At 71.3% G+C, this 18008-nt stretch carries 17 protein-coding genes and 1 pseudogene; 16 read left to right on the forward strand and 2 right to left on the reverse strand.

All coding sequences use genetic code 11. The features are described from left to right. Positions 1-441 (reverse strand): hypothetical protein (locus AOK24_RS09560; protein WP_159051832.1); only part of this gene is annotated, 441 nt, incomplete at its 3' end. A gap of 449 nt (positions 442-890) precedes the next feature. Here AOK24_RS09560 and AOK24_RS09565 point away from each other — a divergent pair. The 13 genes from AOK24_RS09565 to AOK24_RS09625 all read left to right on the forward strand — a co-directional run bounded on the left by AOK24_RS09565 (position 891) and on the right by AOK24_RS09625 (position 13442). Then, the gene (locus tag AOK24_RS09565) at positions 891-1649 is read left to right on the forward strand and encodes a DUF4142 domain-containing protein (protein ID WP_193555192.1); all 759 of its coding nucleotides are present in this window, start codon (positions 891-893) and stop codon (positions 1647-1649) included. A 140-nt stretch (positions 1650-1789) separates the two neighbouring features. Beyond that, the gene (locus AOK24_RS09570) at positions 1790-3013 is read left to right on the forward strand and encodes a sensor histidine kinase (RefSeq protein WP_055719626.1); all 1224 of its coding nucleotides are present in this window, start codon (positions 1790-1792) and stop codon (positions 3011-3013) included. A gap of 160 nt (positions 3014-3173) precedes the next feature. Beyond that, a complete protein-coding gene (locus AOK24_RS09575) occupies positions 3174-4439 on the forward strand; it encodes a beta-ketoacyl-[acyl-carrier-protein] synthase family protein (RefSeq protein WP_055719627.1) in 1266 nt (421 codons plus the stop codon). 2 nt (positions 4440-4441) lie between these two features. Continuing rightward, positions 4442-5641 (forward strand): ketosynthase chain-length factor, encoded by a 1200-nt coding sequence (locus AOK24_RS09580; protein WP_063799418.1) that lies wholly within the window; start codon positions 4442-4444, stop codon positions 5639-5641. Between the two features lie 52 nt (positions 5642-5693). After that, positions 5694-6740: a methyltransferase gene (locus AOK24_RS09585; RefSeq protein WP_055719629.1), complete on the forward strand. Its 1047-nt coding sequence runs from the start codon at positions 5694-5696 to the stop codon at positions 6738-6740. Positions 6741-6822: 82 nt separating this feature from the next. Then, on the forward strand, positions 6823-7872 hold the full coding sequence (locus tag AOK24_RS09590) for a methyltransferase (RefSeq protein WP_055719630.1): 1050 nt from the start codon (positions 6823-6825) through the stop codon (positions 7870-7872). A gap of 29 nt (positions 7873-7901) precedes the next feature. Next, positions 7902-8165, forward strand: coding sequence for an acyl carrier protein (locus AOK24_RS09595; protein WP_063799417.1), 264 nt, complete (start codon positions 7902-7904; stop codon positions 8163-8165). A gap of 57 nt (positions 8166-8222) precedes the next feature. After that, positions 8223-9173: an aromatase/cyclase gene (locus AOK24_RS09600; RefSeq protein ID WP_055719632.1), complete on the forward strand. Its 951-nt coding sequence runs from the start codon at positions 8223-8225 to the stop codon at positions 9171-9173. Continuing rightward, the gene (locus tag AOK24_RS09605; protein WP_055719633.1) at positions 9170-10099 is read left to right on the forward strand and encodes an MBL fold metallo-hydrolase; all 930 of its coding nucleotides are present in this window, start codon (positions 9170-9172) and stop codon (positions 10097-10099) included. The genes AOK24_RS09600 and AOK24_RS09605 overlap by 4 nt, the downstream gene beginning before the upstream one ends. A 25-nt stretch (positions 10100-10124) precedes the next feature. After that, positions 10125-10601: a nuclear transport factor 2 family protein gene (locus AOK24_RS09610; protein WP_055719634.1), complete on the forward strand. Its 477-nt coding sequence runs from the start codon at positions 10125-10127 to the stop codon at positions 10599-10601. An 11-nt stretch (positions 10602-10612) separates the two neighbouring features. Next, entirely contained in the window at positions 10613-11077 is a 465-nt protein-coding gene (locus AOK24_RS09615; RefSeq protein ID WP_055719635.1) for a nuclear transport factor 2 family protein, read from the forward strand. Beyond that, entirely contained in the window at positions 11074-12501 is a 1428-nt protein-coding gene (locus AOK24_RS09620; protein WP_055719636.1) for an FAD-binding oxidoreductase, read from the forward strand. Before AOK24_RS09615 ends, AOK24_RS09620 begins: the two co-directional genes overlap by 4 nt. Before the next feature lie 137 nt (positions 12502-12638). Then, complete coding sequence (locus AOK24_RS09625) at positions 12639-13442, forward strand: AfsR/SARP family transcriptional regulator (protein ID WP_240001169.1); 804 nt, start codon at positions 12639-12641, stop codon at positions 13440-13442. Positions 13443-13488: 46 nt separating this feature from the next. Here AOK24_RS09625 and fabG read toward each other — a convergent pair whose 3' ends face one another. Then, positions 13489-14274 carry a 3-oxoacyl-ACP reductase FabG gene (gene fabG, locus AOK24_RS09630; RefSeq protein ID WP_055719638.1) on the reverse strand — a complete coding sequence of 262 codons (786 nt, stop codon included), beginning with the start codon at positions 14272-14274 and terminating at the stop codon, positions 13489-13491. Positions 14275-14526: 252 nt separating this feature from the next. Here fabG and AOK24_RS09635 point away from each other — a divergent pair, with 252 nt between their 5' ends. The 3 genes and pseudogenes from AOK24_RS09635 to AOK24_RS09645 form a co-directional block, all read left to right on the forward strand. After that, positions 14527-15561 (forward strand): methyltransferase, encoded by a 1035-nt coding sequence (locus AOK24_RS09635; RefSeq protein ID WP_055719639.1) that lies wholly within the window; start codon positions 14527-14529, stop codon positions 15559-15561. Then, on the forward strand, positions 15558-17285 hold the full coding sequence (locus AOK24_RS09640; RefSeq protein ID WP_055719640.1) for an acetyl-CoA carboxylase carboxyl transferase subunit: 1728 nt from the start codon (positions 15558-15560) through the stop codon (positions 17283-17285). Before AOK24_RS09635 ends, AOK24_RS09640 begins: the two co-directional genes overlap by 4 nt. A 296-nt stretch (positions 17286-17581) precedes the next feature. Continuing rightward, positions 17582-18008 (forward strand): annotated as a pseudogene (locus AOK24_RS09645) (hypothetical protein); the annotation flags it as partial.

Raw genomic sequence — 18008 nt, forward strand, 5'->3', positions numbered from 1 at the left:
GTCGAAGAGGAGCGTGGGGGTGGGGGCGTGATCGAGGTGCCATGTCGCGCGGAACGGTGCCTCGTCCGTCCCGCCGCTGGGGGAGATCCCGGCGACGACGCCGAAGCCCGACTCCCGTACCCCTGCGGTGAACTCCGCCGACCACTCGGGCGCGCCCTCCGCCAGGGCCTCGGCGTCGAGGAGCGCCACGTTCGGGCGGGTGACCGCCTCTTCGGCCACCTTCCGCGCGCAGGCGCGCAGATCCGCGAAGCCGTATCCGGACGACACCGGGCGTTCCGTGACGGTCTCGCGGCGCCCCCAGTCGCGTATCTCCTCCTCCGACAGGACGGTCCGCAGGACGTCCAGCAGCAGGCGCTCCAGATCCGTCGGCGTCTGCCCGGCCCGTAACCGGTCGGCGCCGTGCAGCGTCGCGCGGATGAGGTACCCCCTGGTGTTCGACATGCCGCTCCCTTCGGTGTCGGTCCATCCCCGAAGCCCTCCCCACCCTCGGCGGGAACAAGACCCGCCCCTCTCAGTCCGTCACCTTCACGAACGCCTGCATTCGCATAAGTGAACACATGGGATTGGCCTTGGTGTGACTTCCGGGCTGCTTGTCCGGGGTCAGGCGTGGTGTAGCAATTGCTTATTTTTGCAATTGGCTAGATGCTGCACTTGATTTCACCGGGCGTCCAATCAGGGGCACTTGCGGCCGATCGCCCTCCCGCGTGCATGCCCCGGACGCCGGAAGAGGGCCCGGCGAACGCCGAGGCGCCCCCTGGGCGGCACCTCCCGGCACTCCGGCGGCAAATTTTCCGGTCGCTCCAGTGAATGGAGTGACGATCAGCCGCGTACTCCTGGGCGTGTGACGTTCCGACGAGGCAGGAGGCAGGGTGCGGGTTTCTCGCAACGCGATGGGGAGGCTGTTCGTGGGCGGCGCGCTGAGCCTGACCCTCGCCGCTCTCGTCTACCCGGCGTTACTGGGGGTCAGAACGGTCTCCGAGGCGGCGTCCAGGGTCATCGCCGACACCCAGTGGGGTCCCCTGACCGAGGGCGACCGGGACTTCGTGGTCAAGGTGCGGGCGGCCGGCCTGTGGGAGCACCCGGTCGCGCGGATGGGCGTGGAGAAGGGCACCGACCGACGGGTCGTCACCGCCGGACGGACCCTCGTCGACGGCCACGCCGCCCTCGACGCCACCGTCCGCAAGATCGCCCCGCTGCTGGACATCACGCTGCCGAACCTGGCGAGCCCCCAGCAGACCGGCTTCCTCAACCGGTTGACCACGGACAGCAAGGGCGAGCAGTTCGACCGGGACTTCGCGAACCTCCTGCGCCAGAGCGACGGCTCGTTCTTCACCACGGTCGCGCAGATCCGCTCCACGACGAAGAACGCGCTGGTGCGCGCGCTCGCCGAACAGGCCGACCACATCCTGCTGCACCACATCGCGACCCTCGAACGGACCGGCCTCGTCGACATCGACCAGGTCCTCGCCCAGCAGACCACCGCACCCGACCTGCCCGACTCCGACCTGACCCCGCCCCCCGGCGTCGCCGGCCAGCAGCTGTCCGTCCTCACCCCGCCCCCGGACGCGACCACCAGCCCGGTCGACATCGACAGGATCGCGGCCGGCGAGGACGGGGTGACGTCGGCGCCGGGCAAGGCGAAGAAGTGACGGCGCGGGGGTGCCCCCGGGTACGACCTCCGGGGTACGACCAGGGGTGTACGTCCCGCCCGCGTACACCCGGCGATGCACGCGCCGGACCCGACTGCGACCTGACGACCCGGCCCCGCCTCCCTGAGTAGCCTGACCCTGTGTCCGGCATCGTTCCCGTACGGCAGATCCAGCGGTTCCTCACCCGGCGACCGCACCCCCTGGTCCTCCTCGACGTCGCGCTGGCCGCCCTGCTCTGTGTCGGCCTGCTGTGGGCCGACGCCCGCAGCGGCGCCCACCCCGCGTCCGACGCCGAGCACGTGCTGCGGACCCTCGGCATCGTCTTCGCCGCGCTCGCCGTCGCCGCCCGCAGGCGCTGGCCCCGGTCGTCGTTCGCGGTGGCGTCGGTGTGCGCCTTCGCGGTCGCCGCGCTCAGCGGCGCGCCGCAGGTGTCGGTCTTCGTCGCCCTCACCGCGTACACCACGGCGGTGACGGCGGAGTACGCGTTCTGGTGGGTCCACCCCGCGGTCTCCGGGCTGCTGATGGCCGCCGGCGTCGCCATCGGGCGCGTCGCCTCGGGCTGGCTGGCCATCCTCGCCGCGAACGTCGCGATCATCTGCGTCGGCTGGTTCGCGGGCCTCGCCGCCCGGGAGCACCGCAACCGGCTCATCGCCACGGCCGAGCGGGAGGCCGAACGCGAACGCGAGCACGCCGCCCGCGTCCGGCAGGCCGCCATCGACGAACGCCTCGTCATCGCCCGCGAACTGCACGACATCGTCGCGCACTCGATGAGCCTCATCGCGCTGCGCGCCGGGGTCGCGCGCATGGTCATGGACAGCGACCCGGCCCAGGTCGCGGAGACCCTCGGCATCGTCGAGACCACCACCCGCCAGGCCCTGCACGAGATGCGGCTGCTCGTCGAGGTGCTGCGCCACGAGCACGCCGTCGACCCCGCGCTCACCCCCACCCCGGGGCTCGCCGACACGGCCGCGCTGGCCCACCAGATAAGGAGTGCAGGCGTCGACGTCGACCTCGCCATCGGCGGCACCGCGCGCCCGCTGCCCGCCGCCGTGGACCTGTCGGCGTACCGCATCGCCCAGGAGGCCCTCACCAACGTCGTCCGCCACGCCGGGCCGACCCGGGCGACCCTGCGCATCGAGTACCGCCCCGAGGACGTGGTCATCGAGGTCACCGACAGCGGTCCCGCCGAGCCGCGCCGCCGGGGCGACCCCGTCCCGCGCCCCTCCTCGGCCGGCGCCGGGCACGGGCTGATCGGCATGCGCGAGCGGGCCGCCCTCTTCGACGGCTACCTGCGCGCCGGCCCGCACGGCAGCGGTTTCCGCGTCCAGGCACTGCTGCGCACCGGGGAATCCGCCGCCTCATAGCCGTCTCACAGCCCCCGCATAACCCTGTGACCTGCGCCGACAATAGCGAAGATCAGCTCTAGTCTGGACCGGTCAAGATTTGTTTGAGGTTCACTCAAGCCCGCCGTTGAAGTATGGCCGTCGGAAAGGGCGGTGGCTGGCGGACTCCAAAGGAGTGCTTGTGGACCGGGCCGTGGTAATCACCGGTATCGACGTGATTGCGCCAGGAGGGCTGGGAAGGAAAGAGTTCTGGAATCTCCTCACCGCGGGTCGCACGGCGACCAGAGGAATTTCCTTCTTCGATCCCAGCCCTTTTCGTTCGAGAGTGGCCGGAGAATGTGATTTCAATCCAGCGGCAATGGGCCTGCTGCCCCGCGAGATCCGGCGTATGGACCGCGCGACCCAGCTCGCCGTGACGTGTGCCCGCGAGGCCCTCGTCGACAGCGGCCTGGACGTCGAGGCCCTCGACCCGGCCCGCGTCGGCGTGAGCCTGGGCAGCGCGGTCGGGGCGACGACGAGCATCGAGCGCGAGTACCTCGTGCTGTCGGACAGCGGCCGCGAGTGGCTCATGGACGAGGGGCACCTCTCCCCTCACATGTACGACTACATGGTGCCGAGCGCCGCCGCCGCCGAGGTGGCCTGGCGGACCGGCGCCGAAGGGCCGGTCGCGATGGTCGCGACGGGCTGCACCGCGGGTCTGGACGCGGTCGGGCGGGCCCACGAGGCGATCATGGACGGCACCGCCGACGTGATGTTCGCCGGCGCCACCGACGCCCCGGTCTCCCCGATCGTCGTCGCCTGCTTCGACGCGATCAAGGCGACCACCCCGCGCAACGACGACCCGGCCCACGCCTCGCGCCCCTTCGACGCGACGCGCAACGGGTTCGTCCTCGCGGAGGGCGCCGCGGTCATGGTGCTGGAGGAGCGCGAACACGCCCGGGCGCGCGGCGCGCACATCTACGCCGAGGTCGCGAGCCACGCGACCCGCTGCAACGCGTACCACATGACGGGCCTCAGGCCGGACGGCCGCGAGATGGCGGAGGCGATCCGCCACGCGCTGGCCGACGCCCGGTGCGCGCCCGAGTCCGTCGACTACGTCAACGCGCACGGCTCGGGCACCCGGCAGAACGACCGCCACGAGACCGCCGCGTTCAAGGACGCGCTCGGGTCGCACGCCTACGCGGTGCCGGTCAGCTCGATCAAGTCCATGATCGGCCACTCGCTCGGCGCGATCGGCTCGATCGAACTCGCCGCGTGCGCCCTGGCCATCGAGAACAACGTGGTCCCGCCGACGGCCAACCTGCACGAGCGCGACCCCGAGTGCGACCTGGACTACGTGCCGAACGAGGCGCGCGAACTCCCGGTGGACACCGTCCTGTCGGTCGGCAGCGGCTTCGGGGGCTTCCAGAGCGCCGTGCTGCTGCGCGCCCCGGAGCGTGCGGCATGAACATGCCCCCGGTGGTGACCGGGATCGGCACCATGGTGGGCGACGGGGCGGGCGTCGAGGGCCACTGGCGGTCCGTGCTCGAAGGCCGCTCCTGGATCCAGCCGATCCAGCGGTACGACGCCTCCCGCTACAGCGCCCGGCTGGCCGGGCAGATCACCGGCTTCGACGCCGCCGAGCGGCTGCCGAGCCGGCTCATCCCGCAGACCGACCGGGTGACGCAGCTGGCGCTCGTGGCCGGCGACGAGGCCCTCGCCGACGCGCAGGCCGCCGGCCGCGGCTACGACCCGTTCGACATGGGCGTCGTCACCTCCAACGCGTCCGCCGGCTGGGAGTTCACGCACCACGAGTTCCGGAAACTGTGGACGCAGGGGCCGCAGAAGGTCAGCGTGTACGAGTCGTTCGCCTGGTTCTACGCCGCCAACACCGGCCAGATCTCCATCCGCAACGGCATGCGCGCCGCCGGCGGGGTGCTGGTCGCCGACCAGGCGGGCGGGCTCGACGCGATCGGGCAGGCCCGGCGCAACCTGCGCCGGGGGGCCAAGCTCATGGTCGCCGGCGGCCTCGACTCCGCCTTCGACCCCTGGGGCTGGCTCTCGCACCTCGCGAGCGGCGAGGTCAGCACCGCCGAGGACGCGACCCGCGCCTACCTCCCCTTCGACGCCGCCGCCGGCGGCTACGTGCCCGGCGAGGGCGGCGCCATGCTGGTGCTCGAACACCCCGACGCGCGCCGCCCGCCCCCGCACCGCTACGGCGTGGTCGCCGGATACGCGGCCACGTTCGACCCGCCGCCCGGCAGCGGGCGCCCCTCCAACCTCGCCCGCGCGATACGGCTCGCCCTCGCCGACGCCGGGGTGACACCCGGCCAGGTGGACGTGGTCTTCGCGGACGGCGCCGGCATCCCGGAGCGCGACCGCAGCGAGGCGGCGAGCATCGCGGAGGTCTTCGGGCCCAGGAAGGTCCCGGTGACGGTGCCCAAGGCGGGCGTCGGACGGCTCCTCGCGGGCGCGGGCCCGCTGGACGTCGTCACCGCGCTGCTGAGCCTGCGCGACGGCGTGATTCCGCCGACCCCGCATTCCCGCGCGATTCCCGACGAGTACGCCATCGACATGGTCACGGAACCCCGTCAGGCGAAAGTCGGGACCGCCCTCGTGACGGCCCGGGGCCGGGGTGGATTCAATTCGGCCGTCGTCATCACGCGGTAACGCGTTCGCAACGTACTGAGCAATTGGCGTGACAGCCCGGAAAGGGGCCGACATGAGCCAGGGAACAGACGTCAGCTACATGAAGGAACTCCACAGCGAATCCCCGCTGAGCACCATGATCGAACTGCACAGCGGTGTCCGGATCACTTACATGCTGCAAGCCGTGGCCGAACTCGGAATAGCCGACGAACTCAGCGCGGGCCCGTTGGCCGTGGAGGAACTCGCGAAAAGGACCGACTGCGACGCGGACGCCCTCTACCGGGTGCTGCGGGCGCTGGCCGGCAAGGGCGTCTTCACCGAGGTGTCCCGCCGCACCTTCGGCCTCACCACGCTGTCGGACGTCCTGCGCTCGGACCACCCCAACTCCCTGCGCGACGCCTTCCAGATGCACGCCCAGAGCTTCATGCACGACGCCTACGTCGGGATCGGGCACACGATCCGCACCGGCGAGCCCGCCTTCGAGCACGCGAACGGCATGCCGCTCTTCGAATACGTGGCACGCCACCCCGAACTCCAGGAGCTGTTCGGCAAGTCGATGGGCAAGGCCAACCAGCAGATCCAGCTCGCCGCCGTCGAGACCTGCGACCTGACCGGCGTGAAGACCCTCGTCGCCGTCGGCGGCGCCCAGGGCCACGTCCTCGCCGAGATCCTCACCCGCCACCCCGGGATGCGCGGCGTGTACGTCGACGGCCCCCGCATGGCGCCGGCCGCCGAAGCCGTCCTGCGCGGGGCCGGGGTGCTCGACTCCGTCGAGTTCGCCGTCGGGGACTACCTGGAGTCGGTGCCCCCGGGCGGCGACGTCTACCTCGTCTCCCACGTGTTCCAGCAACTGAGCGACGCCGACACGGTCAAGGTGCTGAAGAACATCCGCCAGGTGATGGCGGACGACAGCCGGGTCCTGATCGTCAACGCGGTGATCCCCGAGGGCGACGTACCGCACCCGACGAAGATCCTCGACAGCACCATGCTCGTCCTGGGCCGCAACCGGGACCGCACCGAGGCGGAGTTCGGGGACGTCCTGCGGCAGGCGGGGCTGCGGCCGGCCGCCACGATCGGGCGGGCGCTCCCGTCCAGCGTGGTCGTCGCCGAACCGGCCTGACCCCGCCGTGCAGCCGTCCATCTCAGAAGCCGTACAGCCGAGTAGCCACGTGTCCCAGAAGCAACGACTGGAGGGAACGACCATGCCCGATCAGGCAGCGGGTGCCCCGGCCGACAGCGGTCGCAAAGAAGCTCTGCTGAGCAAGATGTGGGACTTCCACAGCGGGCTGCGCATGGGGTTCATGCTCTCCGCCATCGCGGAGATCGGCATCGCCGACCAGCTCGTGGACGGCCCGCTCTCCGCCGACGAACTGGCCGAACGCACCGGGAACGACCCCGACGGCCTCTACCGCGTCCTGCGGGCCATGGCGAGCAAGGGAGTCTTCACCGAGACCTCCCGCCGCGTCTTCGCCCTCACCCCGCTCGCGGAGATCCTGCGCTCCGACACCCCGCACTCCCTGCGCGACGTGTTCCGCCTCCAGGGCAAGCACTTCATGCGCAACGCCTACGCGGAGATCGGCTACTCCATCCGCACCGGCCGCCCCGCCTTCGACCACGTCAACGGCGAGGAACTCTTCACCTACCTCGCCCGGCACCCGGAGATGAACGAACTGTTCAGCGGCGCCATGGGCAACGCGGCCGGCCAGACCCAGAAGTCCGCCGTCGCGACCTACGACCTCACCGGCGTGCGCAGGCTCGTCGACGTCGGCGGCGCCCACGGCCACCTCCTCGCCTCCATCCTCAGCCGGTACCCCGACATGAAGGGCGTGGTCTTCGACCAGCCGCACGTGGTGCCCGGCGCGGAACGCGTCCTGGCCGAGGCCGGAGTCCTCGACCGCGCCGAACTCGTCGGCGGCAGCTACCTCGAAGCGGTGCCCCCGGCCGGCGACACCTACGTCATCTCCCACGTCCTGCACCAGCTGTCCGACGCCGAGGCGATCACCGTCCTCAGCAACATCCGCCGCGTCATGGACCCGGCCGGCCAGGTCCTCGTCATCGACCCGGTCATCCCCGAGGGCGACGCCCCGCACCCCGGCAAGTTCATGGACATCACCATGATGGCGCTCAGCCAGGGCCGCGACCGCACCGAGGCCGAGTTCGCCGAGGTCTTCGAGAAGGCCGACCTGCGGCTCACCGGCACCGTCGGCCTGGACGCGCCCTCCAGCGTGGTCATCGCCGCCCCCGCCCAGTGACGCGCCGAGACGAGACGAACGAGGAGACCATGAATACCCCGATGAGCTACGACGATCTGCGGGCGATCCTCGTCGAGGCCGCCGGCTCGGCCGAGGGGGTGGACCTGACCGGCCAGGACATCCTCGACAGCGACCTCTACGACGTCGGCTACGACTCGCTCGCGCTGATCGAGGTGGGCGCGCGCATCCAGCAGCGCTACGGCATCGACATCCCCGACGAGGAGGTCACCGAACTGCGCACCTTCCGCACCATCCTGGACCGGGTGAACTCCTCCATCTCCACCGCGACTTGAGAACCGCGACCTGAGAACGGCGACCTGAGACAAGGGCGAACCGGACTGGAGGCACGGATGACCACGCCCGAGATCCACGCGCGCCACGAGACCGAGACCGACACCCCGCCGTCGACCGTGTACGACCTGATCACCGACGTGTCCCTGTGGCCGGTGGTCTTCCGCCCCACCGTCCACACCGAAGTCCTGGACCGCTCGGCCCGGGGCGACCGGTTCCAGATCTGGGCGACCGTGTCCGGCGGCGAGGTGAACACGTGGCGCTCCCGCCGCGACTTCGACGCCGCCGGACACCGCGTCACCTTCCGGCAGGACCACGAGAACCCGCTGTTCGGCCTCATGGGAGGCGGCTGGACCTGCCTCCCGCTGGACGGCGGCCGGACCAGGGTCGTCCTCGAACACCGCTTCGTCCCGCCCCCGGACCAGGCCGACGCACGCGAGCGGATCGCCCGGACACTCAACGCCAACGGCGCCGCCGAACTGGAGGCCCTGCGCACCGTGTCGGCCCTCCCCGGAGGCATCGGCGCCTGGCTGGTGACGTTCACCGAGACCATCGGCCTCACCGGCACGGCGGACGCCGCCCGCGCCTTCGTGTGGGACGCCGACCGGTGGCCCGAGCGCCTGCCGCACGTCGCCGCCCTCGACCTCGTCGAACAGCCCGGCGGCGCCCAGGACATGACGATGAGCACCCGCGCCCCCGACGGCACGGTCCACACCACCCGCTCCCTGCGGCTGCTGCTGCCCGACGGATCGATCGTCTACAAACAGACCCGGCCACCCCGCGTCCTCCTCGGACACAGCGGACGCTGGGCCTTCGACACCGGCCCGGCGGGCAGCACGATCACCTCCACCCACACCTGCCTGCTCGACCCGGCCGGAGTGGCGGAGGTGTACGGCCCCGGCGTCACCGCCCCGGAGGCGGTGCAGCGTGTCCGCGCCGCGCTGTCGGCGAACAGCCGCGTCACGATGGAGCACGCGGACCGGTACTCCGCGTCGGTCGGTGCCCCGTGAGCACCGAGGTCCGAGCCCCCCTCGGCCGCCTGCGCGAACTGGCGGACGGCGTCCACGCGTTCCTCCAGCCGCCCGGCGGCTGGTGCCTCAGCAACGCCGGAGTGATCACCGGACCCGACGGACTGGTCCTCATCGACACGGCCGCCACCAGGAGGCGCGCCGAGGCGCTGCGGGCGGCGGCCGAGGGGCTCGGCCGGGGCCCGGTGCGGACCGTGGTCAACACCCACAGCCACGGCGACCACGTCTTCGGCAACTGCGTCTTCGCGCCGCCCGCCGAGATCGTCGCCCACGAACTGACCGGCCCGGAGATGCGGGCCACCGGCATGGCGCTGCAAGGGCTGTGGCCGGACGTCGACTGGGGCGAGCTGACCCTCAGACCGCCCACCATCACCTTCGCGCGGAGCCTGACCCTGCTGGTCGGCGACCGGCCGGTCGAACTGCACCACGTCGGCCCCGCGCACAGCACCAACGACGTCGTCGTCTGGCTGCCCGACGCGCGCGTCCTGTTCGCCGGCGACGTGGCCCTGCCCGGCTGCACCCCGTTCTGCCTGATGGGCTCCGTACGGGGCTCCCTCGCGGCCCTGGAGCGGCTGCGCGGCTTCGGGGCCGAGACCGTGGTCGGCGGGCACGGCGAGATCAGCGGCCCCGAGGTCCTCGACCGGACGGAGGACTACCTGCGCTGGATCCTCGACCTCGCCGCCGAGGGGGTCGCCGAGGGGCTCACGCCCTTGGAGATCGCCCGCCTGCGCGGCACCGGCGACTTCGGCGGGCTGGTCGACCCCGAGCGGCTGGTCGGGAACCTGCACCGGGCGTTCCTCGAGCTGCGGCGGCCGGACCTGGCGCTCGGTACGGAACTGGACGTACCGGCCGTGTTCGAGGAGATGGTCCGGTTCAACGACGGCCGCCTGCCGACCTGCCTGGCCTAGCCAGGGCGACCCCCGAGGAGGACGGATGACGATGCCGACCGAGGGATCAACGGTGTCCCCGGAGATCTTCTACGAGCTGAGGAGGTTCTACCTGGACCAGCTCGACGCCCGCGACCGGGGCCTGACCGAGGAGTGGCTCGCGGTCTTCGACGACGACGCGACGATCACCACGAAAGTCCTCGGCGACGGCCGGACCGTACCGAAGTCGCAGTTCGAGCCCGAGGTCTGGAAGCTGGACGCCTCGTTCCACGAGAAGGGCGTCCAGCGCCGCCACTGCGTCCAGGGATTCACCTTCACCCACCGCGGCGACCTGGTCGTCTCCCGGTTCTACGGCCTCTTCCTGGTCGTCGACGCCGAGCGCGGCGCCTGCCTCCAGTCGGCCGCCATGATCTCCGACGTCCTGCGCCGGCACGAGGACACCTGGCGCGTCATGTCCCGGGAGATCGAGCGCGACGACCTCGGCCGCCTGGACACCGCACGACAGAGCGTTCCCCTAGGTTGAGAGAAGGAGCCATGGAAAACAACACCGGCAAGGGACACGCACCGGCCGAAATGTGTTCCCGGATCGACCAGTTCTACGCGATCCAGATGCAGGCGCTGGACGACGGCGACATCGCCGCGTGGGTGGAGACCTTCACCGAGGACGGCGTCTTCGCGTCCAATGGTTTACCGGACCCGATCGAGGGCAGGAGCGGCCTCGCGGCTCTGGGCAACGACGCCGTGGCCCGCCTCGACAAGAGGGGAGCCATCCGAAGGCACTTCGTGTTCAACGTCATCGTCGAACCACTCCCGGAGGGAGTCGTGCGGACGACGTGCTACGTACCGGTCTTCGACACCGTCGACGGCGTCACCACCCTGACCACCAGCACCGTGATGCGCGACGAACTGGTCGGCTCTGCCGACGGCCTGCGCGTCCGGCACCGCACCGTCACCCGCGACGACCTCCTCGCGGCACCGGGACGGGGGAGCGGCGCATGACGTCCCTGCGCAGCAGCCCGGGCGGGACCGTGCTGGGCCCCGAGGACGCCGGGTACGACGCGGCCCGCAGTGGCGTCCAGCGCACCTACCTGCACCGGCCGTCCGTGATCGTGCGGGCCGGCCGCCCGGCCGACGTCCAGCTCGCGGTCCGCCGCGCCGCCCGGCACGGACTCCCGGTCGCCGTCCAGGCCACCGGCCACGGCCTCAACGTCCCCACCGACGGCGGCGTCCTCATCGACACGACGCCGATGGCCGAGGTCCGGATCGACCCCGTCTCGCGGACCGCCTGGGCGGCGGCCGGGACCCGCTGGGAGCAGGTGATCGACGCCGCCGCCGAACACGGCCTCGCGCCGCTCAGCGGCTCCTCGCCCGACGTCGGCGTCGTCGGCTACACGCTCAGCGGCGGCCTCGGCCTGCTGAGCCGCAGCTTCGGCTACGCCGCCGACCACGTACGCCGCGTGGAGCTGGTCACCGCCGACGGCGAGCTGCGGACCCTGACCCCCGGCGACGACCTGTTCTGGGCGGTGCGGGGCGGCGGCGGCAACTTCGGCGTCGTGACCGGCCTGGAGTTCGCGCTCTTCCCCGTCGACCGGTTCTTCGGCGGCGGCCTGTACTTCGACGCGCCGTACATCCCGGCCGTCCTCAAGACGTACCGGGAGTGGACCGAGACCGTGCCGGACGCCATGTGCTCCAGCATCGGCCTCATCCCGATGCCGGACGTGCCCGGCGTGCCGCCGCCCCTGCGCGGCCGGCACCTCGCGCACGTCCGCATCGCCCACCTCGGCAGCGTCGAGAGCGGAGAACACCTGGTCGCGCCCCTGCGGGCGCTGGGGCCGCGGCTCGTGGACACCCTCGGTGAGATGCCCTTCACCGCCTCCGGGACCATCCACAACGAACCGAAGCAGCCACGGAACTTCTACTGCGCCAACGCGATGCTGAGCGAGTTCGCCCCGTCGGTCCCGGACGCCGTCCTCGACCTGGTCGGACCCGGCTCCGGGGCCTTCGCGGTGGTGCAGTTCAACCACCTGGGCGCGGCGCTGTCCCGGCCGCCCGAGACGGACAACGCGGTGGGCCACCGCGGCGCCTCGCACGTGCTGCGCGTGGTGACCCTCCCGCAGGGGCCCGGCCGCGACCCCGCCCACGACGTGGCGCGCGGCGTGACCCGGACCACGGCGCCCTGGACGCTCGGCCGCTCACCCAACTTCGTCCAGGGCGACGAGCGGGCCCCCGAGCAGACCCGGGAATGCTACGAAGCGTCCGCTTTCCAGCGGCTGGCCGCGCTCAAAGCCGTACACGACCCGGCGAATTTGTTTCGATGCAACGTCAACATCCCGCCCGCCGCCCCAGGTGGGGATAAGTTGGGACCACGGCGTCGACCGCGCGGCACAGATGATCAGGACGATGAGATCTTCACGCACAGCTGACTGAAAACAGGGGGTTGCCAAGACCCGCGCCGGGGGTTCAGTGTTTGCGGTCCTCGTTGTACCGCCCTCCTGTCTGAATGGTTCAAATTCCGAACAAGATCGGGAGAACACGGGTGGACATTCGCATACTTGGGTCGTTGTCGTTATCGGAGAACGGCCGCGACGCGACTCCTTCGGCACGCAAACCGAAACAGCTCATCTCGCTCCTGCTGCTGAACGAGGACCGGGTCGTGTCGACGGAATCGCTCATCAGCGAGATCTGGGACACCCGGCCACCGAGGAGCGTGCAGACCACACTGCAAACCTATGTGGTGCAGGTGCGCAAACTCCTCTCGGAAGCACTCCAGATTCCCGTCGGAAAGGTGGCCAGAAATGTGCTCCTCACCCGGAACGGCGGCTACACGCTGATTCTGCGCGACGCGAATTTCGACCTGTACCGCTTCAGGTCGCTGGAACAGGCCGGAATGGACGCCCTGGAGGAAGGGGACGACGCGAGCGCGGTCCGCATCTTCGACCAGGCCCTGGGCCTGTGGCGGGGCAACGTGCTCGCCGACGTCGAGGCCGGGCGGATGCTGGAGCCCGAGGTCGCCCGCCTCGAACAGTCCCGCCTGACGGTCATGGAGTGCCGCCTGGAGATCGAGCTGCGGCGCGGACGCCACCGCCAGTCCCTCGGCGAGCTGGCCTCCCTGACCGCCCGCTACGACGACAACGAGAACCTCCACGCCCTGTACATGCTGGCCCTGTACCGGTCCGGCTACCGGGGCAAGGCCCTGGAGAAGTACCGCAGCTTCCACAAGTGGATGCGGGACGAACTGGGCCTCGAACCCTCCCCCCGCCTGCAACGGCTCCATCACGCCGTCCTGGACGGAGACCCCGCCCTCGACGAAGCCGCCGCACGCGAGGACCTCAGCGCCGTCCTGTCGTCCGGCCGCGGCGGATGACGTGCCGCGCCGCCCTGGTCCGGGCCCGGGCCAGGGCGGCTGCCGGCTAGTAGTTGCCCAGCCCCCCGCACACGTTCATCGCCTGGGCCGTCACCACGGACGCCTCGTCGCTGACCAGGTAGCCGACCATCGCGGCGACCTCCTCCGGGTCGACGTAACGCCCCATCGGGATCTTCGTGTTGAACTTCGCGAGCACCTCGTCCTCGGAGATGTCCCAGATACCCGCGTAGATCTCGCGCACCCGCTGCGCCATGGGCGTCTCCACATAGCCCGGGCAGACGGCGTTGACCGTGATCCCCGTCTTCGCGAGCTCCAGGCCGAGCGCCTTGGTGAAGCCGACGACACCGTGCTTCGACGCCGTGTACGGGGCGCCCAGGACGACCCCCTGCTTCCCCCCGGTCGAGGCGATGTTGACGATGCGTCCGCGCGCCAGACCGAGCATCCCGCCGGTCGTCAGGACGCGCTTGGTCATCAGGAAGACGCTGTTCAGATTGGTGTTCACCACATCGAGCCACAGCTCGTCCGGAATGCCCGCCGTCTCGCCGCCGCCGCTGCGGCCGGCGTTGTTGACCAGGACGGAGATCGGCCCGAAACATTTCGCCGCCGTCGCCACCAACTGCTCGATCTGCGCGACATCGGTCACGTCGCACACCGCCCCGTCGGCCTCGTGGCCGTCTTTCCGCAGCCTTTCCACCGTGTCCTTGACCGCGGCGCCGTCACGGCTACAGATGAAGACTTTGTGGCCGGTGCGGGCCAGGCGATTCGCCGTGGCCAGTCCGATCCCGCTCGTGGCACCCGTGACAAGAGCTGCCCGGGCGATTTCCTGTGCCATCCCTACCTCCAAGGAGATCGCGAGAGGTCGTGCCGGGTTGTGGCACCATCGTCCGCCGTATCCCTTGAATCGATGTCGAGACCTCCTTGAGCTTTCGAGTGGGCGCTCGCCATTCGTTCAAAGATTTCTCGACCGATTCTTGAGACTCGGATCCCTATCTTGGAGCTCGCGCAGGACGGTAAACAGCGGGACGGTAAACAGCAGGACGGGAAACAGCAGGCCGGAAAACAAAGGTTGCGAACGGAGTAGGCGATGACGATCCAGGAAAAGGACATCACCGATCACGGTGCGATCATCGGCGTGCGGGAACTCGCGCTCAACGCCGCCGGAGCGGCAGCACTGCGCGCCGCCGTACGCGTCGGAGTCGCCGAGGAACTCGGCGACCGGCCCAGGACACCGGGGGAACTGGCCGCCGTCCTCGGCGTCGACACCGAGATGCTCGGCCGGCTGCTGCGGGCCCTCGCCCAGCACGGCGTCTTCACCGAGACCGACAACGGGTACGCGCACACCCCGACCTCCCGGCTGCTCAGGGAGAACGACCCCAACAGCCTCAAGTACTACGTCCTGTGGGTCACCGAACCCTGGACCTGGGAACTGTGGCCCCACCTCGAAGAGGCCGTCCGCAACGGGCGCGGCGGCTTCGAGGAGCGGTACGGCACCGACTTCTTCTCCTACCTGCACGCCACCTGGCCCGAGTCCGCCGCCGTCTTCAACAAGGCGCAGACCGAGCTGAGCCGGCTCGCCACCCACGCCGTCGCCGCCGCGCTCGACCTGCGCGGAGTCGGCACGCTCGTCGACGTCGCCGGCGGCCACGGGTACACCCTGGCCACCCTGCTGGAGAAGAACACCGACCTCAGCGGGGTGCTGTTCGACCTGCCGCCCGTCGTCGCCGAGGCCGACAGCCGGCTGCGCCCCGGAGGGGAACTCGCCTCCCGGGCCCGGATCGTCGGCGGGAGCTGCCTGGAGGGCATACCGGTCGAGGCCGACGCCTACCTCTTCAAGAACATCCTCGAATGGGCCGACGAGAAGTCCGTCACCGCCCTGCGCAACGCCGCCCGGGCGGGCCGCCCCGACAGCAGGTTCTTCATCATCACCAACATGATCGACGGCAGTCCCGAGATCAAGTTCACGACAGGAACGGACCTCCTGTTCCTGCTGAACTCCGACGGCAGGAAACACACGACCGACACCATCACCGCCGTCGTCCGCAAGGCGGACCTGCGCGTGGTGGACATGCGGCCCGTGAACTCGTACCTGCACCTCCTGGAGGCGGCACCCTCGACATGAGCGGCATCCTCGAAACGAGCCAGGCCACGGCCCACCCCGACTGGGTGAGGTGCGACGGCTGCGGGACCCTGGTCTACGGCAACCGCTGGCGGCGCGCGCTGCGCTGCTGCCCCGAGTGCGGCCACCACGGCGCACTCACCGCGTGGGAGCGCCTGCGCCTCCTGCTCGACCCCGGCTCCCTCGAACTCCTGCCCTTCCACGTCACACCGGCCGACCCGCTCGGCTTCACCGACAGCAAGCCCTACCCCCGCCGCCTCGCCGAGGCCAGAGCCAGGACCGGGCTCGACGAGGCCGTACTCGGCGCCGCCGGCGAGATCGACGGCGCCCCGGTGATCGTCGCCTGCATGGACTTCCGGTTCCTCGGCGGCAGCCTCGGCTCCGTCGTCGGCGAGATCATCACCCGGATCGGCGACACCGCCCTCGCCCGCCGTACGCCGCTGCTGCTGGTCACCGCCTCCGGGGGCGCCCGCATGCAGGAGGGCGCGCTGTCGCTGATGCAGATGGCCAAGACCAGCGCGATGCTCGCCCGCCTCGACGAGGCCGGCATCCTCACCGTCTCGCTGATCACCGACCCGACGTTCGGCGGGGTCGCCGCCTCGTTCGCCACCCTGTGCGACGTCACCATCGCCGAACCCCGCGCCCGCCTGGGCTTCGCCGGGCGCCGCGTCGTCGAACAGACCATCAAGGAAACCCTCCCGCCGAACTTCCAGACCGCGGAGTTCCTGTACGAGCGCGGCTTCATCGACGTCATCTGCCCCCGCGACCGCCACCGTACGGAGTTGGGCAAGCTGCTGCGTACGGCCCTCCCCGGGCGCCGCACCCCCGCGGGCGACCGCGACACCGCCGACGAGGTCGTCGTACGGGACCCGGCGCGGCTCGGCCACGACGACCCGCACGGCGTGGTCCGGCGGGCCCGGCGCATCAGCCGGCCCACCACCCTCGACTACGCCGCCCTCCTCCTGGACGACTTCCGTGAGCTGGCGGGCGACCGGGTCTCCGGGGAGTGCCCCGCCGTCGTCGGCGGCCTCGGACGCCTCGACGGGCGGCCGGTCGTGCTCATCGGCCACCAGAAAGGACACGACCCCGCCGAGCTGGCCCGCCGCAACTACGGCATGCCGAGCCCCGCCGGGTACCGCAAGGCCGCCCGCCTCATGCGGCTCGCCGCGAAGCTCGGGCTCCCCGTCATCACCCTCATCGACACGCCCGGCGCGTTCCCCGGCAGACAGGCCGAGGAACAGGGCCAGGCCATCGCCATCGCTGAGAACCTCAAGCTCATGGCCGAACTGCCGGTCCCCGTGGTCGCCGTCGTCACCGGAGAGGGCGGCAGCGGCGGCGCCCTCGCCCTCGCCGTCGCCAACCGCGTCCTGATGTGGCAGGACGCGATCTACTCCGTCATCAGCCCCGAAGGCTGCTCGGCGATCCTCTGGCAGGACCCCGCCCAGGCGCCCCGCGCCGCCGAGTCCCTCAAACTGCGCGCCCGGGACCTCCTCGAACTCGGCGTCGTGGACGGCGTATTGCTCGAACCAACCGGCGGCGTCGACACCGACCCCGCATCCGCGGCCCACCGCCTAGGCCTCGCGATCACCTCAACCCTCGACGACCTCGCAGGCCTCCAGGGCGACAAACTCCGCACCGACCGCCACGCCCGCTTCGCCCGGTACGGCGCGGAATACGTCACCTCAGAGCCGCCCGGCGACCTCCTACCGGAAGGAGCAGCCCCGTGACCGCCTTGCGAACGGCCGCTGAGGGGTTGGATACCGAGGGTACGGACGGCGGGGGTACGGACGTCGAGGGCGCCGACGCGGTCGGGGGCGGTGCTGCCGCTGAGCGCAGCGCCGCTGCCAGGGGAGATGCCGTCGCCGGGGGTGCTGGCGTTGCCGGGGGCGAGGGTGCCGCCGGGAGTGGTGCTGCCGCAGGACGCCATCCCGCTGCCGAGGGCCATGCCCCTGCCGGAGGCGATGCTCCAGCCGGGGTGGATGCCCCCGGCGCGGGAGATGTCTCCGGCGGGAGAGACGCGGCCGTGGGGAGAGGTGCCCCCGTCGGAGCCGAGGGCGTTGCCGACGAGCAGGGTGGCGACCTGCTGGAGCGGGTGCGGGACGCTGCCGCTGATCTGCTCGCCGGGCTGCCCGAGACCCCGGCACGGCTCCGGGTCCGGGCCGGGGGCGTCGAACTGGAGCTGGACTGGGCGCCCGCGCCCGCGACGCCCGCGCCGGGCCTGGCACCGGCGTTCGCGCCGGCTCTCGTACCCGCCCTGAACCCTGCCCTGAACCCCGCCTTGAACCCGGCCCTGAATCCGGCCGTGAGTCCCGCCTTGAATCCGGCCGGGAACGGTGGTCTGCCCGTCGCCGGCGTGGGTGCCCCCGCATCCGTCGCCGGTGCCAGCGCCCCCGTGCCCGTCGCCGGCGCGAGCCACACCCCGTCCACCGACGGCGCGAGCGCCCCCGCCC

Origin of the sequence: Streptomyces niveiscabiei, assembly GCF_001419795.1 — a bacterium.
GTDB lineage: Bacteria > Actinomycetota > Actinomycetes > Streptomycetales > Streptomycetaceae > Streptomyces > Streptomyces niveiscabiei.

Coding starts and splice junctions, on each gene's coding strand:
- AOK24_RS09590 (WP_055719630.1), top strand. CDS start 6,823: ATGCCCGATCAGGCAGCGGGTGCCCCGGCCGACAGCGGTCGCAAAGAA.
- AOK24_RS09585 (WP_055719629.1), top strand. CDS start 5,694: ATGAGCCAGGGAACAGACGTCAGCTACATGAAGGAACTCCACAGCGAA.
- AOK24_RS09610 (WP_055719634.1), top strand. CDS start 10,125: ATGACGATGCCGACCGAGGGATCAACGGTGTCCCCGGAGATCTTCTAC.
- AOK24_RS09635 (WP_055719639.1), top strand. CDS start 14,527: ATGACGATCCAGGAAAAGGACATCACCGATCACGGTGCGATCATCGGC.
- fabG (WP_055719638.1), bottom strand. CDS start 14,274: ATGGCACAGGAAATCGCCCGGGCAGCTCTTGTCACGGGTGCCACGAGC.
- AOK24_RS09620 (WP_055719636.1), top strand. CDS start 11,074: ATGACGTCCCTGCGCAGCAGCCCGGGCGGGACCGTGCTGGGCCCCGAG.
- AOK24_RS09565 (WP_193555192.1), top strand. CDS start 891: ATGGGGAGGCTGTTCGTGGGCGGCGCGCTGAGCCTGACCCTCGCCGCT.
- AOK24_RS09615 (WP_055719635.1), top strand. CDS start 10,613: ATGGAAAACAACACCGGCAAGGGACACGCACCGGCCGAAATGTGTTCC.
- AOK24_RS09580 (WP_063799418.1), top strand. CDS start 4,442: ATGCCCCCGGTGGTGACCGGGATCGGCACCATGGTGGGCGACGGGGCG.
- AOK24_RS09595 (WP_063799417.1), top strand. CDS start 7,902: ATGAATACCCCGATGAGCTACGACGATCTGCGGGCGATCCTCGTCGAG.
- AOK24_RS09600 (WP_055719632.1), top strand. CDS start 8,223: ATGACCACGCCCGAGATCCACGCGCGCCACGAGACCGAGACCGACACC.
- AOK24_RS09640 (WP_055719640.1), top strand. CDS start 15,558: ATGAGCGGCATCCTCGAAACGAGCCAGGCCACGGCCCACCCCGACTGG.